12 protein-coding genes are annotated in these 15977 nt (G+C 68.9%); 7 read left to right on the top strand and 5 right to left on the bottom strand.

Translation table 11 applies throughout. The annotated features are described in order from the left end of the window. Nucleotides 1-290: 290 nt before the first annotated feature. A complete protein-coding gene (locus tag GXN78_RS19415; RefSeq protein ID WP_164255546.1) occupies nt 291-650 on the bottom strand; it encodes an ESPR domain-containing protein in 360 nt (119 codons plus the stop codon). Nucleotides 651-891: 241 nt separating this feature from the next. Beyond that, entirely contained in the window at nt 892-1089 is a 198-nt protein-coding gene (locus GXN78_RS19410; protein WP_106557437.1) for a hypothetical protein, read from the bottom strand. A gap of 171 nt (nt 1090-1260) precedes the next feature. Between GXN78_RS19410 and GXN78_RS19405 the strand changes: the two genes are divergently transcribed. Genes GXN78_RS19405 through GXN78_RS19395 form a run of 3 tightly spaced genes read left to right on the top strand, consistent with a single transcriptional unit; the run spans nt 1261 to nt 3106 of the window. Then, nucleotides 1261-1854, top strand: coding sequence for a cytochrome b (locus GXN78_RS19405; protein WP_106557438.1), 594 nt, complete (start codon nt 1261-1263; stop codon nt 1852-1854). Next, nucleotides 1851-2411, top strand: a complete 561-nt coding sequence (locus GXN78_RS19400) for a YceI family protein (protein WP_106557439.1) — start codon at nt 1851-1853, stop codon at nt 2409-2411. The genes GXN78_RS19405 and GXN78_RS19400 overlap by 4 nt, the downstream gene beginning before the upstream one ends. Next, nucleotides 2411-3106 carry a YceI family protein gene (locus GXN78_RS19395; protein WP_106557440.1) on the top strand — a complete coding sequence of 232 codons (696 nt, stop codon included), beginning with the start codon at nt 2411-2413 and terminating at the stop codon, nt 3104-3106. Before GXN78_RS19400 ends, GXN78_RS19395 begins: the two co-directional genes overlap by 1 nt. Before the next feature lie 19 nt (nt 3107-3125). On the opposite strand, the gene GXN78_RS19390 is transcribed toward GXN78_RS19395, so the two are convergent. Together GXN78_RS19390 and GXN78_RS19385 are read right to left on the bottom strand one after the other, a co-directional pair. Next, nucleotides 3126-4631, bottom strand: a complete 1506-nt coding sequence (locus GXN78_RS19390; RefSeq protein WP_106557441.1) for a tripartite tricarboxylate transporter permease — start codon at nt 4629-4631, stop codon at nt 3126-3128. Continuing rightward, complete coding sequence (locus GXN78_RS19385; RefSeq protein WP_181360564.1) at nt 4631-5053, bottom strand: tripartite tricarboxylate transporter TctB family protein; 423 nt, start codon at nt 5051-5053, stop codon at nt 4631-4633. Before GXN78_RS19385 ends, GXN78_RS19390 begins: the two co-directional genes overlap by 1 nt. Before the next feature lie 367 nt (nt 5054-5420). On the opposite strand from GXN78_RS19385, the gene GXN78_RS19380 reads away from it, so the two are divergent. Beyond that, a complete protein-coding gene (locus GXN78_RS19380; RefSeq protein ID WP_164255544.1) occupies nt 5421-11849 on the top strand; it encodes a non-ribosomal peptide synthetase in 6429 nt (2142 codons plus the stop codon). A gap of 69 nt (nt 11850-11918) precedes the next feature. Here GXN78_RS19380 and GXN78_RS19375 read toward each other — a convergent pair whose 3' ends face one another. Continuing rightward, the gene (locus tag GXN78_RS19375; RefSeq protein WP_106557443.1) at nt 11919-13211 is read right to left on the bottom strand and encodes an SUMF1/EgtB/PvdO family nonheme iron enzyme; all 1293 of its coding nucleotides are present in this window, start codon (nt 13209-13211) and stop codon (nt 11919-11921) included. A 153-nt stretch (nt 13212-13364) separates the two neighbouring features. Here GXN78_RS19375 and GXN78_RS19370 point away from each other — a divergent pair, with 153 nt between their 5' ends. Genes GXN78_RS19370 through GXN78_RS19360 form a run of 3 tightly spaced genes read left to right on the top strand, consistent with a single transcriptional unit; the run spans nt 13365 to nt 15949 of the window. After that, nucleotides 13365-13904 (top strand): TRAP transporter small permease subunit, encoded by a 540-nt coding sequence (locus GXN78_RS19370; RefSeq protein ID WP_106557444.1) that lies wholly within the window; start codon nt 13365-13367, stop codon nt 13902-13904. A 36-nt stretch (nt 13905-13940) separates the two neighbouring features. Next, nucleotides 13941-15485, top strand: a complete 1545-nt coding sequence (locus GXN78_RS19365) for a TRAP transporter large permease subunit (protein ID WP_106557445.1) — start codon at nt 13941-13943, stop codon at nt 15483-15485. Beyond that, a complete protein-coding gene (locus tag GXN78_RS19360; RefSeq protein ID WP_106557446.1) occupies nt 15482-15949 on the top strand; it encodes a hypothetical protein in 468 nt (155 codons plus the stop codon). The genes GXN78_RS19365 and GXN78_RS19360 overlap by 4 nt, the downstream gene beginning before the upstream one ends. The last annotated feature ends 28 nt before the right edge of the window (nt 15950-15977 follow it).

Below are 15977 nucleotides of genomic sequence, written 5' to 3'. Positions count from 1 at the left end.
TGAACGGTTGCCGTCTCCCGCTTCCGCCGCTACCATTGCCGCCGCATCCGCCTCCCGCCATTACTGGCGCGTTATTGGGGTCATGCGCCGATACCAAGGCCACCGACGATCGCAGCGTTATTGTCGACGCATTTAATCATTGCCGTCACCGTTCAGGCTGGCCGTGGCCTGGTGGCCTGAAACACTGCACTACTCGCGCAGCCCAGGCCGCTGCTCCCGAATTGCGTCGTCCCCCTGCCCCCCCTGGGCCCGCAGGCGGTTCTGCATCAGTCGCAACCCATTGACGGTGGTCAAACCGAGCCACGAAGAAGCCCCCGGAACTGGCCAGCGCCATCAAGCACGAAGCGCTGGCCGTACAAGCCCTGTCCGTTGATGGTTACGTCGCGCTCCAGCACCGGCAGATGTCCGCTCAACGTGATGGAGGCCGTGAGATCGATGACCGCATCGTTGCCTGTGATGCAGGCGGCCAGCTCGGCTGTGCTGCCTGCGGTACATGCATGGGCGGCGGGCATGCCGCCGCACAAGATGGCGGCGGTCAACGCGCAAGCCCTCGCGACACGACTGCGCTTGCCTCGCGCACGGGCATTCTCCGGAGCAGCCACCCAGGCGCCCAGCGCTCGGTTCCAAAGGCTGCGATGTGTTCTGTTCATGGGGGAGGTCTCGGTCGTTCAAGGACCCACGCGGGCGAGCCGCACGTGGCAGGCAATGCCGCCTCGAGCCGTGGCCATGCTCTTCGAACGCCGGAGCCGTTCTTCGACAAAGCGCATGGAACCCCGGAGGGCTCGGCGACCGTCGAATGCTAGAAATGCCTTGGGGCGGCGTCAGGCGAATGCGACAAAAAGCGAGAATTGGCTCTCGTTCATCGCTGCCCCCCTCCCGCTCACGACCGCCTCAGCGCCCCTGGTTCAGGCGGCTGAGCCCCAGGTCGGTCAGCATGCAGGTGCCTTGGCGGTCGGTGGTCACCAGGCCGTTGGAGCGCAGGCGGCTGGAAACCTTGATGGTCTCGGTGGGGTGCCGCTTGGCAATGGCGTCGCGCAGCGCTTCGAGCGTGCGCCACTGTTCGTCGTTGAGCTGGATCTTCTTCGTCATGCTTCCGGGGGTCCTCGGGGCAGGAGTGTCGCGCGCAGGCATGCCAGGCGCCTCCTTCAGAAGTGCTCTTGTCAAACGAGCCGAATCTGGTTATAGACACGGCAAAAAAACCAAGGCCCGTCGACGCCGGCAGCCCTTGTACGCAGGCGGCACAGCCGGTACAAGCGCAGCATGCGGCCCAAACCCAGCTCCATCGACGCCCGCCGCCGTGCCGGGCCGGCGCCTGCCGCCTGGAACGGCGGCGTCAAGTTCTTCCACTGGCTGATTGCGCTGCTGATCCTCGTCCAGTTCGCGCTCGGCTGGCTGGCGGTCGGCTGGCGGCTCTCCCCGACCAAGCTGGATCTCTTCGTCTGGCACAAGTCAATCGGCGTGCTGGTGCTCGCGCTGGTGTTGCTGCGCCTCGCGTGGCGGCTGCTCGCGCCGCCGGCACCCGCCCTGCCCGCGCACATGCCCGCGTGGGAACGCATCGCGGCGCACGCCAGCCACGTGCTGCTCTATGTGCTGATGCTCGCGCTGCCGCTCAGCGGCTGGGTCGTGCAGTCCACCTCCGGCATGCCCTTCCGCATCTTTTGGCAATGGCCGCTGCCGGTGATCGCGGCAGCCGACAAGGCCGCGACCGATCTTGCGGCGATCGTGCATCTCTCGCTGGGCATCGCCCTCGCCGCCCTGCTCGTCGTGCACATCGGCGCGGCGCTGCGGCATCACTTCATCCAGCGCGACGAGGTGCTCACGCAGATGCTGCCCACCAGGAGACGCGCTTCATGACCCGCCTGGCCTGCCTCACCCTGCTGCTCGCCTCGGCCGCGCTGGCGCCCGCCTTCGCCGCCGACTGGAAGATGGACCCGGCCGCGAGCCGGCTCGATTTCGCCGCGACCTTCGAGGGAACCCCGGCACCGGGCGTGTTCAAGAACTTCGAGGTGCGGCTGGACTTCGACCCCGAGCGTCCGGCCGACGGCCGCCTCGAGGTTCGCATCGGCGTCGCGAGCGCCGACATGGCGAACGCGGACATCAACAAGGCCATCGCCGGTCCCGAATGGTTCGACTTCGCGCGCCATCCGCAGGCCGAGTTCCGCACCACCGAGATCCGCCGCGTGCAGGGCAACAGCTACCTCGCGCGCGGCACGCTGAGCCTGAAGGGGGTGCATCAGGCCGTCGAGGTGCCCTTCAGCTGGAGCGGTGCGGCCGATGGCGCGAGCATGCAGGGCGAGTTCATCGTGAAGCGGCTGCCCTTCGGCATCGGCACCGGCGAGTGGGCGGCGACGAACGTCATCGGCCTTGACGTGACCATCAAATTCCGCATCCGACTCCGCAAGGCCTCCTGATGCCGCGGCGAGCTCTCTGCGCCCTCGCCCTGCTGGCCACGCTGCTCGCGGCCTGTACGCCGCCACTGCGCGAGGCCGCGCCCCAGGCGCCCGCCACGGCTCCGGCCGAATTCCCGCGGGCGTTCTACGAGCAGGCGCTGTCGCGCGGGCAGCCGGTCTATCGCATCGAGCCCGCGCGCTCGCTGGTCGCCATCACCGTGCGCCGCGGCGGATCGCTGGCGCGGCTGGGGCACGACCACGTCGTCGCCAGCCGCGGCGTGCAGGGCCTGGTCGCACTCGGGGACGGCCGCGCCGACGTGTACCTGCCGCTGGCCGAGCTCTCGGTCGACGAGCCGGCGCTGCGCGCCGAGGCGGGCCTGGACACCCAGCCCGGCGAGGCCGACATCGCGGCGACGCGCACCAACATGCTCGACAAGGTGCTGGAGGTGCAGCGCTTTCCCTTCGCGCTGATCGGTGTGAAGACACGCGCCGACGCGCGGCTGGATGTGGCCATCACGCTGCACGGCCAGACCCGCCACTTCGAGGTGCCGGCGCGAGTCGCTGCGGGACGCGGCGAGATGCGGGTCAGCGGCGAGCTGGAATTCGACCAGTCCGAATTCGGCATCGTGCCCTTCTCGGTGCTGGGCGGCGCCATCCAGGTGCAGGACCGCCTGAGCCTGCGCTTCGACCTGCATGCCACGGAGACCGCGCCGTGATTCATGTGTCGACAGGTCCCTATACCACCGGCTGCTGCAGGGCGCTCCTCTTCCGGGCCTGGAGGAAGAACGCGAGCACCTGCCAGGTGACGAAGACGCCGATCAAGGCCAGCAAGGTGCCGCTGATGGGCCGCGTGAAGAACATCGTGAAGCTCCCGCGGCTCAGCAGCAGCGCGCGACGGAAGTTCTCTTCCAGCATCGGGCCGAGGATGAAGCCGAGCATCAGCGGCGCGGCATCCAGCTCCAGCCGCATGAACATGTAGCCGATGAAGCCGAACCCGGCCGTGATGAAGACGTCCTCCAGGTTGTTGTTCACGCTGTAGGTGCCGATGCAGCAGAAGAACAGGATCGAAGGGAACAGCACGCTGTAGGGGATCTTGAACACCGACAGCCAGTAGCGAACCAGCGGCACGTTCAGCACCAGCAGGAAGACGTTGCCCACCCACATGCTGGCCACCAGGCCCCAGAACAGGTCGGGGTGGCTGGCGATCATGTTCGGCCCCGGCTGGATGCCCTTGATGACGAAGGCCGCCAGCATCAGTGCCATCACCGGGTTCTCGGGGATGCCGATGCTCATCAGCGGAATGAAGCTGGTGCGCGCTGCCGCTTCGTCGGCCGCGGCCTGGCCGGCCACGCCTTCGATGCAGCCGGTGCCGATCTCGTGCTTGTACTTGCTGACCTTCTTGTCGAGCGCATACGCGGCGAACTGGGCGATGGTCGGGCCGCCGCCGGGCAGGATGCCCAGGAAGGAGCCGATCGCCCCGCCGCGCAGGGCGCTGGGGAGGATCCGCTTGAACTCCTGCCAGGTCGGGATCAGGTGGATCTTGCCGTTGAAGGGCGAGCGCTCCTCGCGGGCGTCGAGGTTCTTTGTGATCTCGGCAATGCCGAAGCAGCCCAGCGCGATGCTCACGATGCCGACGCCGTCTATCAGGAAGGGCAGGTCCATGGTGAAGCGCGCGGTGCCGCTGTTCACGTCGGTCCCGATCTGGCCCAGCAGCACGCCGATCAGGCACATGGCCAGGCCGTTGAGCAAGCTGCCGGTGGTGACGAAGCTCACGCACACGAAGCCCACCAGCATCATGGCGCAGTAATCCGCGGGCCCGAACAGGAAGGCCACTTCGCCCAGCATGGGTGCCATCCACGCGAGCACCACGATGGCGATCGTGCCGCCGATGAAGCTGGAGACGCCGGCGGTGAACAGGGCCAGGCCGGTCTTGCCTTTCAGCGTCATCGCGTAGCCGTCGATGCAGGCCACGATGCTGCTGGCGTGCGGGATCTTCATCGTGATGGCGCTCACGCTGTCCCCGTACTGCGCGCCGTAGTAGATGCCGGCCAGCATGATGAGCGCGCCGCCGGTCGGGATGGAATAGGTCAGCGGCAGCAGCAGGCTGATGGTGGCCAGCGGCCCCAGGCCGGGCAGCAGGCCGACGAGCGTGCCCACCGTGCAGCCGAGGGCGCAGAACATCAGGTTCTGAATGGTCAGGGCGTGCGAGAAGCCGAACGCCAGGTTGTGCAGGACGTCCATCAGTAGAGCGGCAGGTTCAGGCCGAGGAGTTTTTGAAGCACCAGGGCCATGGTGACCAGGCCGGCGGCGATCTTGACGTTGCGCCACCACGAATAGGAGGTGCCGGCCAAGGTGGAGAAGAACACCATGAAGACGATGCCCGCGATCATGTTCACGACCATCGAGATCACCGCGAATCCGCAGAGGCTCCCAATGATGATGGCGATGTTCTTGAAGTTGAGGTCCAGGTGCACGCGCTCGACGAAGCGCGAGCGGATCACGGTCGCCAGGCCGATCAGGAAGAGCAGGAAGCTCACCAGGGCCGGGAACAGCCCGGGCCCGGCGCGGCTGAAATCACCGATCGGGTAACGCAAGGATTGCAGGCCGAAGGCGAGCGAGATCGCGATGAGGAAAAGTCCTCTGGAAAGATTTCGGTTGTTCATGGGCTAGCTGCGTGTTGTCTCCGGTTCTCGGCGGCAACCCATGCGTGAGAACAGGGCGCCGTGCGTTCATGCGCCCGGCCGGGAACTGCCGGGCGGTCCGATGCTCGTGCGCCGGCACTGAACGGAATCTGACCTGCCGGTGCGGGGAAATACGTACCGGGACGCGGGGTTGGCGCGCATGAGGCGGGGTCTGACGAGGTCGCTCGACGGCGTTTTCTCCGAGATGGTTTTAACGTTTTCACCTACTCATCAACCTCGCAAAACGTGTCAAAACCGTGATCGGAGGGAGTGCAGCGAATCCGGCGAACACGGTCATGCATGCACGCCTGTTGCTTGCGCGCGTCTCGTTGCATTCCCGAGGTTTCTCTTGACGATTTCTCCTGCCTTCGCTCCCAGGCCTTCGAACGAGCAGCGCGAACGCCGGCTGCCCCTGTCGGCGCAACTGAGGCTGTGGCTGCTGGACCAGATCGACGCGGGCGTGCAGGACGCCTACCACATCTCGGGCGCACTGGAGTTCCGGGGGCGGCTCGACGAAGAAGCCCTGAGGCACAGCCTCGATGCCCTGATGGCGCGGCACGACGTGCTGCGCGCCACTGTCATGGAGATCGACGGCCGGGCGATGCAGCGCATTCCGCCCGCGCTGCGTTTCGCATGGCGCACGGAGGATCTTCGCCACCTGTCGGGCCCGGCCCTGGAGGCCGAACGCCACCGCCAGATCGAGGAGGAATGCGGCGCACGCTTCGACCTGCGCGCCGGTCCGCTGATCCGCGGCCGTCTGTTGCGCATCGCCGCCGACCGCCACACGCTCGTGCTGGCGCTGCATCACATGGTGACCGACGGCTTGTCGACGGCGATCCTGATGCGCGATGTCGCCGCCTTCTACACCGCCTTCGTCCAGGGACTCCCCGACCCGCTGCCGCCGCTGCAGGCGCAGTACGCGGACCACGTGCAGGAGGAGCGCGAACGCGCCTCGTCGAGCACGCGCCAGACCCGGCTCGACTTCTGGCGGCGCCAGCTGCAGGGCGCGCCCGAGCTGCTCGAGCTGCCCACCGATCGCCCCCGCCCGCCGCTGCAGAGCCACGCGGGGGACCGGGTCGACATGGTGTTCCCAGCGCCCCTGCTCGAGGCCCTGCGCGCCTGGGCCCGGCGCCGCGACGCCACCTTGCCGATGGTGCTGCACGCGGGGCTGTCGGTCCTGCTCGCGCGCCTGAGCGGCCAAGGCGACATCGTGATCGGCATGCCGGTGGCCAACCGGCGCCGCGCGGCCTATCGGCAGCTGATGGGCTTCTTCGTCAACACCATCGCGCTGCGCGTCGACCTCGCCGACAACCCGAGCGCCGCCGAGCTGGTGGAGCGCGTGCGCGGCGTCGCGCAGGCCGCCTACCTGCGGCAGGACGTGCCTTTCGAGCAGATCGTCGAAACGGTCCAGCCCGCGCGCAATCCGAGCCACAGCCCGATCTTCCAGGTGCTGCTGGTGATGCACAACTTCGACACCGAAGTCATCGAGCTGCCGGACGCAACCCTGCAGCTGGTCGAGGTCCCGCCCCAGAGCGTGCCCTGGGACCTGGCGGTGGTCCTGCGCGAGACGGCCGAGGGAATGGTGGGCCGCTTCGCCTATGCCACCGGGCTGTTCGACCGCGAGACGGTGCAGCGCTGGACCGGCTACTTCCTGCGTCTGCTCGGCGCCATGGCCAGCGACGAAACCCGGCGCGTCGCCGACCTCGAGATGCTCGACGATGCGGAACGCGCGCTGCTGCTCGGCGGCTTCGGCGATGCGCCGGCGCCGCTGCCCGTGCAGCCGCGGGTGCACGCCCTGTTCGAGGCACAGGCGGCGCGCACGCCCGAGGCCCTCGCTCTGGTCGACGAGCAGCGCAGCTGGCGCTACGCGGAGCTCGAGCGCGAGGCGAATCGGCTGGCGCAACGGCTGCGCGCCGCCGGCGTGGTCGCGGACGACCGCGTGGCCCTGTTCGTGGCCCGCGGCGCCGAGCTGGTGATCGCGATGCTGGCCGTGCTCAAGAGCGGCGGCGCCTACGTCCCGCTGGACCCGGCCGATCCGCCGGAGCGCATCGCCCGCATGCTGGGCGACGCGAAGCCGCGCGTCGTGTTGACGCAGGAACGGCTGCGCAGCGTGCTGCCGCCCTTGCGCGCGCGGCTCATGCTGCTGGAGGCCGAGGCCAAGGCCCCGGAGATCTCGCCCTCGAAGGACCCGCCTGCCGCAGCTGCGCGGGATCCCCTGGCCTACGTGATCTATACCTCCGGCTCTACCGGAGATCCGAAGGGCGTGGCGATGCCGCACTCGGCACTGGTCAACTTCATCGAGTGGCAGGCCCGCCAACGGCCGCAGCGCAGCGCCCCGCGCACTCTGCAATACGTGGCGATCGGCTTCGACGTCGCGTTCCAGGAGATCTTCACCACGCTGTGCGCCGGCGGCACGCTGGTGACGGTGCGCGAAAGCACGCGCCGCGACATGGGTGCGCTGCTGCGCCTGCTGCGCGAGCAGCACATCGAGCGCTTGATCCTTCCCTTCATCTCGCTGCAGCACCTGGCGGAAGAGGCCGCGGTGACGAAGGCGCCGCTGCCCGCGCTGCGCGAGGTGATCACCGGCGGCGAGCAACTACGCATCGGCACCGAGATCCGCGACCTGTTCAAGCGCCTGGGCGACTGCCGGCTGCAGAACCAGTACGGCCCGACCGAGTACCCGGTGGCCACCGCGCTGGACCTGGACGGTCCGCCCGAGGGCTGGCCGCTGCTGCCGCCCATCGGGCGCCCCATCGCGAACACCCGCGTTCGCGTGCTGGACGCGCAGCGCCGGCTGCAGCCGATCGGCGTCAAGGGCGAGATCTACCTCGGCGGCGCCGGCATGGCGCGCGGCTACCTGCTTCAGCCGGGGATCACCAGCGCCAGCTTCGTGGCCGACCCCTTCGACGCCCGGCCCGGAGCGCGCCTCTACAAGACCGGCGACATCGGCCGCTGGCGCGCCGACGGCCTCCTCGAATACCTGAGCCGCGAGGACGACCAGGTGAAGCTGCGCGGCTTTCGCATCGAGCTGGGCGAGATCGAGGCGCAGATCGGACGCCATCCCGCGGTCGGCGACGTCGCCGTGGTGCTGCGCGAGGACAGGCCGGGGGACAAGCGCCTGGTCGCCTACGTGGCGAAAGCGCCCGGATCGCCCCACGACGAAAACAACCTGGTCAAGCGCCTGCGCACGCACCTGCGCCACCTGCTGCCGGACTACATGCTGCCGGGCGCCTACGTCGTGCTGCCCGCCCTGCCCCTGACCGCCAGCGGCAAGCTCGACCGCCGCGCACTGCCGCCGCCGCAGGCACACGCGGGCCGCGAGCGGGTGATGCCGCGCCATCGCACCGAAGAAATGATCTGGGAGATCTGGCGCGACGTGCTGCACAGCACGGCCTTCGGCGTGGAAGACAGCTTCTTCGAACTGGGCGGCCATTCGCTCATGACCATGCAGGTGGCGTCGCGCGTGCGCGAGCGGCTCGACCTCGACATGCCGCTGGCCACGCTCTTCGAGCACGTCACCATCGCCGAGCTCGCAGCGTGGATCGACCATCAGCTGGCCGGCAAGCCCTCGGCGGCGCTGGCCTCGATCCCGCGCGTGCCACGCGGCGGCCCGCTGCCGGTGTCGCTGTCGCAGCGGCGCATGTGGGTGATCCAGCAGTTCGATCCGGCCTCGGTGGCCTACAACGTGGCCGTCACGCTGCGCCTGCGCGGCCCGCTCGACCGCGATCTGCTGCAGCGCGCACTCGATGCACTGGTCGAACGCCACGAAGGCCTGCGCACCCACTTCGTGCTGCACGAGGACGAGCCGGCGCAGGTCATCGCGCCGGCTGCCGGCGCGGCGATCGACCGCGTCGATCTTCGGATGCTGCCGTCCGGCGAGCGCGTGGCCGCGGCGCGGTCGGTCCTGCGCGACCGGGTGGCGACGCCTTTCGAGCTCACGAAGGCGCCGCTGCACCATGCGACGCTGGTGCTGCTCGGCGATGAAGACCACGTGCTGCTGTGGCTCCTGCACCATGCCATCACCGACAACTGGTCGGTGGCGATCCTGATGCGCGAGCTGCTGGAGGTGTACGCGAGTCTGAAGGCGGGCCATGCACCGGAGCTGCCCGCGCTGCGCATCGAGTACGCCGACTACGCCGCCTGGCAGCGCTCGCCCGAGGCGGTGGCGCAGCGCCACCACGAGATGGACTACTGGGTCGGGCGCTTGCGCGGCCTGCAGCGGCTCGACCTGCCGACCGACTACCCGCGGCCGCAGCTGCCCACCTTCCGCGGCAGCCTGGTCGCGGCGACCCTGCCGCAGACGCTGCGCGAGCACCTACACGACTTCTGCGGCCGGCACGGGACGACGCCCTTCGTCGTCCTGCTCGCGGCGTTCAAGCTGATGCTGGCCCGGCACGCGAACAGCAGCGACATCGCGGTCGGCACGCCCATCGCCAACCGGCACCGCCTCGCCACCGAACAGCTGGTCGGCACCCTGGTCAACACGCTGGTGATGCGCACCGACCTGTCGGGCGACCCGGACTTCGTCGAGCTCGTGCAGCGCGTGCGCAAGACGGCGCTGGATGCCTATGCCCACCAGGATGCGCCCTTCGACGAGCTCGTCGAGGTGCTGGGGCAGGACCGCGTCGCGCAACCCGAAGGGCTGGTGCGCACGCTCTTCAACGTGCTCAACGCGCCGCTCGGACGGCTGACCCCGGTCGAGTTCAGCGCCGAGGAATTCGAGCTGGAGCACACCGCCGCGCAGTTCGACCTGTCGATGCACGTCGACACCGAATTCGGCCATCGCATCTACCTCGAATACTCGACCGACCTGTATGCGCGGGAGAGTGCGCAGCGGATGCTCGAGAGCTACCTGGCGCTGGTCGAGGACGCCCTGGCCGATTCCGCGCGTCCCCTGTCGCGCTACTCCATGGTGACGCCGGCGCAATTGGCCTTGCTGCGCGATGGATGGAATGCCACGCAGCACCCGCTGCCGCCGCAGCTGCTGGTGCATCGGCATCTGCGCGTCGGCGAAGCCGGGCTGCGCGACCGCGTCGCGGTGGTCGATGCCGCCGGCCGCGCCACGGGCTACGGCCAGCTCGAGGCCCGCTCGAACGTGCTGGCGCATGCCCTGCGCGCACGCGGCATCGGCCGCGGCCACCGCGTCGGGTTGTGTGTCGCGCGCGATGCGGGCATGGTCGCGGCGCAGCTCGGCGTGCTGAAGTCGGGCGCAGCCTACGTGCCGCTGGACCCGGCCTTTCCGGTCGAGCGGCTGCGCTACATGGCGTCCGACGGGGCGCTGTCTGCCATCCTGGTGCCGCCGGAGCTGGCGCCTCCCTTCGCGGATGCCGGCGTGCCGCTGGTGGATCCGCACGATCCGGCCTTCATCGCGGGCGCCTCGAGCGAGCCCTTGCCGCCCGACGCCGCGCGCGACGCCAGGCCGATCGATGCCGCCTACATGATCTACACCTCCGGATCGACCGGCAAACCCAAGGCGGTGGCCGTTCCGCATCGGGCGGTGGTCAACTTGCTGGCCGCGATGGCGCGCACGCCGGGGCTGCTCGAGACCGATCGGCTGCTGGCCGTCACCACGCTCTCCTTCGACATCGCGGTGCTGGAGCTGCTCCTGCCGCTGGCGGTCGGTGCGCAGATCGTCATCGCCGACCGCGAGCAGGTGAGTGACCCGGCGCAGTTGCACGCGCTGCTGGAGCGCCATGGCGTGACGGTGATGCAGGCCACGCCTTCGGCCTGGCGTTCGCTGATCGAGGCCGGCTGGACCGGTGCGGCCGGCTTCCGCGCCCTGATCGGCGGCGAGCCGCTTCAGCCGGCGCTGGCCGACCAGCTGATGGAGCGCACGGCCGCGCTGTGGAACATGTACGGCCCGACCGAGACCACTGTCTGGTCCACTTGCTGGCAGGTGCAATCGCCGCGAGAGGGCATCTCGATCGGCCGTCCGATCGCCAACACCTCCGTGTGGATTCTCGACGCCAACGGCCAGCCTTGTCCGATCGGGGTGCCGGGCGAGGCCTGCATCGGCGGCTTGGGCGTGGCCCTCGGCTACCACGGGCGCGAGGCCCTGAGCGCGGAGCGCTTCGTGCCTGATCCGTGGGGCGACGAGCCCGGCGCGAGGCTGTACCGCACCGGCGACCTTTGCCGCTGGCGTCACGACGGCGTGCTCGAGCACATGGGGCGGCTCGACCACCAGGTCAAGGTGAGGGGTTTCCGCATCGAGCTGGGCGAGATCGAATCGGTGCTGCTCGGCCATCCGGCGGTGGCGCAATGCGTCGTCGTCACGCGGGCCGAGCGCGAGGACGATGTGCGGCTGGTGGGCTACGTGGTGCTGCGCGAGGGCGACGGCAAGGGCAAGGGCAAGGGCGAGGGCGAGGGCGATGGCAGCGGCGATACGAAAGCCCTGCGCGAGCACCTGCGCTCGCAACTGCCCGAATACATGGTGCCGCAGCACCTGGTGGCCTTGCCTGCGCTGCCCCTGCTGCCCAACGGCAAGATCGATCGCGGCGCGCTGCCGGCGCCTGACATCGAGGTGGCCCGCCCGGCGTCGCTTGTGTGGCTGGCGCCCAAGACCGACGAGGAAAAAGTCATCGCTGCCATCTGGGCGGAGCTGTTGGGAATCGACCGCGTTGCGGCCACCGACAACTTCTTCGACCTGGGCGGACATTCGCTGCTGGCGATGCGCGCGGTCATCGCGGCGGAGAAACGGCTGGGGTGGCGGATCGCGCCGCGACGGCTGGTGTTCGAGACGCTGCGGCAGGTCGCGAATCCGGAGCATGGGAAGCGGTGATCCAACACCCTCTGCCATCTGCATAGGTGCCGATCCCGGTTCCCCAGCGCGCGCCTGCCGAGGCGGCAATCAGAACGCGCAGGTGCGAAATCCGAAGAACCCGTCGTCCCGCTCCGGCCAGGCAAAGCCGCGGCGCTTGGGTGAACGCAGGCGCGCGCGGGTCGCAGCAGAAGCGCCGCGCAGCACGCGCGCCGTGCCGAAAGCAGGCTGCGGGTCGAACTCGGTGCCCGCGCTCCAGGGATCGGCGCGGAAGTCGGGCCAAGGCTGCAGGGTGCCCGCGGTCCACTCGTGCACGTCGGCCCAGCGGAAGCCGCGCCGCGCGGCCTGGTGCGCGGCGATCTCCCATTCGACCTCGGTCGCGAGACGGCGCCCGGCCCAGCGCGCCCAGGCGTCGGCCTCCCACCAGCTCACATGCACCACGCTCTGGTTGCCGGCCGCGCGCATCGGGCGGCCGAAGCGCTGCTGCAGCACCGAGCCGCCGCTGCCGCGGCGCGCCGCGCCGATCTGCTCCACATGGCGCGGGCCGCGCCGGCCCTCGGTCTGGGCCGCGAGCCAGGCGAGCCCGCCCGGCAGCCAGAATTCTTCGCGGTCGTAGCCACCGTCGTCGACGAACTCCACGTACTGGCTCCAGGTGACGGGCTGGGCATCGATCTCGAATTCCGGCACCTCCAGCGTGCGCCGGCCGCGCTCCTGCGCGAAGGCGAAGCCGGCCTCGTCGAAACCGAGCGTCCATGCGGTGGCCGGCAGCACCAGCGGCTCGTGCTCCACCGGCGCGGGCCGCGCCTCGATGCCCAACGGCAGGCCGAGGGTCTGCGCCATCACCACCAGCTGCTCGCCGCGCAGGTCTTCGTGGAACAGCGCCAGCCGATAGAAGTAAAGGCCGGCATCGGTCTCGACCGCATGCTCCAGCAGTTCCAGCGTGCTCTCCAGCGTGTCGAGCAGGTAGGCCTTGGTTTGCTCGAGGTCGGGCAGCTCCAGCGACCAGCGCTGCTTCGCCTCGACCTGCGCCGGGTTCCACCAGCCGTCGGCCTCCGGCTCGATGGCGGCCAGGCGCGTGGGCCGCACCGGGCATTCGGCACCGAAGGCACGCTGCGTGTTGCGCGCGATCCACCACTCGGCGAACCAGCCGATGTGGCCGGCCAGCCAGAGCGGCGGATCGATGTCCTCCTGCCGCGGCACGGCCAGTGTTCCCGAGCCCAGTGCCTGCTCGTAGAGCGACAGCAGGTGCAGCGTGTGGTTGCGCGCGTCGATCAGGGCCAGCGAGAGCAGCTCGCGGCCTGCGCGGCGCATCTCGGGCGAATCGATGGAATGAGGCAGGCCGGAAGCGCCGAAAGGCGTGCCGGACGGCGGGCTCGAAGGCATCGGCCATTATGGCCACGCGCGCGATGCGGAGGGACTTCCCCGGGTAAACCCGCCGCTCGCCTTCGGCCGGCGTTCGGCAGCGGCGCGGTAACATTGCCGGCTTTGCGCCGACCCTACCCGACTGGCGTCGAAACCACCCCAAAGAGACATACCTTGTCCGCATTCCTCAAGTTCGCGCTGGCCATGGACTGGATCAGCGCACAGCTCGGCAAGCTGGCGGCCTGGGCCGTGCTCGCCGCCTCCTTGATCTCCGCCGGCAATGCCTTCGTGCGCTATGGCCTGGACTTCAGCTCCAACGCCTGGCTCGAGATCCAGTGGTATCTGTTCGCCGCCACCGTGATGCTCGGTGCGCCGCTGGTACTGAAGCTCAATGAGCACGTGCGGGTGGACATCATCTACGGCAAGCTCAAGCGCCACGGGCCGGTGTATGTCGATCTCTTCGGCCTGATCTTCTTCCTGCTGCCCGTGATGGGCCTGCTGTTCTGGCTCACGCTCCCCTTCTTCCTCGGCATGCTGAGGAGCGGCGAGATGTCCGGAAACATTGGTGGCCTAATCCGCTGGCCGGCCGCGCTGATGATGCCCGTGGGCTTCGGCGCCGTGTTCCTGCAGGGCGTGGCCGAGGTGATCAAGCGCATTGCCTACCTGCGCGGCCTGATCGAGATGGACACGCACTACGAGAAGCCGGTGCAGTAAGCACCACCCCAACCGCACCGCTTCCCAGGATAAGAAATGCAGATGGAAAATTTCGCCCCGATCATGTTCGCGGGGCTGGTGGTGATCATGCTGATCGGCTTCCCGGTGGCGTTCTCGCTGTCGGCGCTGGGCCTCCTCAGCGGCTTCATCGCGATCGAGATGGGCTGGTTCCCGCCGGGCTTCATGGCCAACCTGCCGCTCAACGTGTTCGGCATCCTGTCCAACGAGACGCTGCTGGCCATCCCCTTCTTCACGCTGATGGGCGCGGTGCTCGAGAAGTGCGGCCTGGCCGAGGACATGCTCGACTCCATGGGCCAGCTCTTCGGTCCGGTGCGCGGCGGCCTGGGCTACTCGGTGATCATCGTGGGCTTCATCCTCGGCGCCATCACCGGCACCGTGGCCGGCCAGGTGATCGCGATGGCGATGATCTCGCTGCCGGTGATGATGCGCTACGGCTACAACATGCGCTACTCCGCCGGCGTGCTCGCGGCCTCGGGGACCATCACGCAGCTGGTGCCGCCCTCGCTGGTGCTGATCGTGATGGCCGACCAGCTCGGCACCGACGTGGGCCAGATGTACAAGGGCGCCTGGGGGCCGTCGATCCTGCAGGTGCTGATCTTCGCGATCTACACCTTCCTGATCTCGCGCATCCGCCCGAGCTACGTGCCGGGCGTGCCGGCCTCGGCGCGTACGCTGGAGGGCTGGGCGCTGTGGGGCAAGTGCCTGCGCGGCATCATCCCCTCGGCGATCCTGATCTTCGCGGTGCTGGGCTCGATGGGCGGTCTGCCCTTCATGGACCACGCGATCGCGACGCCGACCGAAGCCGGCGCGATGGGTGCGGTGGGCTCGCTGATCCTGGCCGCCATCCACCGGCGGCTGAACTGGCCGATGCTCAAGGAGGCAATGAACGGCACCATGCGGCTCACCGCCATGGTGGTCTTCATCCTGATCGGCTCGCGCGTGTTCTCGCTGGTGTTCCAGGGCGTCGACGGCGCCAAGTGGATCGAGCACTTGCTCTCGGGCCTGCCGGGCGGGCAGATCGGCTTCCTGATCGCGGTCAACGTCTTCGTCTTCTTCCTGGCCTTCTTCCTGGACTTCTTCGAGATCGCCTTCATCATCCTGCCGATGCTCGGGCCGGTCGCTGCCAAGCTGGGCATCGACATGGTGTGGTTCGGCGTGCTGCTGTGCGTGAACATGCAGACCTCGTTCATGCACCCGCCCTTCGGCTTCGCGCTGTTCTATCTGCGCGGCATCGCCGACACGCTGTTCAAGAACGGCGCGCTGCCGCGCAAGATCGAGTCTCGCGACATCTACCTGGGCGCCATTCCCTGGGTCGGGCTACAGCTGCTGCTGGTGGCGATCGTGATCTTCTTCCCGCAGACCGTCACCGTGTTCCTCGACAAAAAGGTCGAGGTCGACATCGACAAGGTCAAGCTGGAGATGCCGGCCGATCTGCAAAGCCCCGACAGCGGCGGCATCAACATGGACGACCCCTTCGGCAACAAGAAATCCACCGAGCCGGACGCGCTGCCGATGCCGGAGCCCGAAGCGCCGGCGCCCGGGACCGACAGCAAGCAGTGAGCGCACCCGAGGCCGACGCAGGTGGGCCGCTCGAGAGCCCCGCCTATCCGCCTTTGGTGCGGATCCTGGCGGTGGTGCTGATCGTCGACCTGATCGGATTCGGGCTGTGGAGCCTGCCTGCGCTGCGAAGCGCCGAGTGGTCGACGCCGGGCCTGTTGTTGTTCGGCGGCGCCGCGGTCTGCATCGCGTGGGTCGGCTACTGGATCGTCTACAGCCGCACGCGGCTCGAAGGCGACGTGCTCACGCAGACCTGGCTGTGGAACAAGCGCGAAAGCGCAGCGAACGTGGCGCAGCTCAAGCTGGTGCACTGGCCTTGGGTCGACCGCATCATCGCGCCCCGCCTGCTGGTGCGGCGCCGCAACGGCGCCGTCACGTGGTTCCATTCGGCCGACGCGCGTCTTCTGACCGGCTTTGCGGAACGCGTGGCCTTGCGCCTCGCCTCGGACCGACGCCATTCTTCATAGCAGCGGCCGCCCAGATGGAACTGGCGCG

Source organism: Variovorax sp. WS11 (genome assembly GCF_010499245.1).
In the GTDB taxonomy this organism is placed as follows: domain Bacteria; phylum Pseudomonadota; class Gammaproteobacteria; order Burkholderiales; family Burkholderiaceae_C; genus Variovorax.
Note: the sequence above shows the minus strand (reverse complement) of the source record. Positions and strands in the feature narration are given on the sequence as shown.

What these genes read in the sequence shown, in the direction of transcription:
- GXN78_RS19415 (WP_164255546.1), bottom strand. Translation starts at nt 650, where the DNA reads ATGAACAGAACACATCGCAGCCTTTGGAACCGAGCGCTGGGCGCCTGG.
- GXN78_RS19410 (WP_106557437.1), bottom strand. Translation starts at nt 1,089, where the DNA reads ATGACGAAGAAGATCCAGCTCAACGACGAACAGTGGCGCACGCTCGAA.
- GXN78_RS19405 (WP_106557438.1), top strand. Translation starts at nt 1,261, where the DNA reads ATGCGGCCCAAACCCAGCTCCATCGACGCCCGCCGCCGTGCCGGGCCG.
- GXN78_RS19400 (WP_106557439.1), top strand. Translation starts at nt 1,851, where the DNA reads ATGACCCGCCTGGCCTGCCTCACCCTGCTGCTCGCCTCGGCCGCGCTG.
- GXN78_RS19395 (WP_106557440.1), top strand. Translation starts at nt 2,411, where the DNA reads ATGCCGCGGCGAGCTCTCTGCGCCCTCGCCCTGCTGGCCACGCTGCTC.
- GXN78_RS19390 (WP_106557441.1), bottom strand. Translation starts at nt 4,631, where the DNA reads ATGGACGTCCTGCACAACCTGGCGTTCGGCTTCTCGCACGCCCTGACC.
- GXN78_RS19385 (WP_181360564.1), bottom strand. Translation starts at nt 5,053, where the DNA reads ATGAACAACCGAAATCTTTCCAGAGGACTTTTCCTCATCGCGATCTCG.
- GXN78_RS19375 (WP_106557443.1), bottom strand. Translation starts at nt 13,211, where the DNA reads ATGCCTTCGAGCCCGCCGTCCGGCACGCCTTTCGGCGCTTCCGGCCTG.
- GXN78_RS19365 (WP_106557445.1), top strand. Translation starts at nt 13,941, where the DNA reads ATGCAGATGGAAAATTTCGCCCCGATCATGTTCGCGGGGCTGGTGGTG.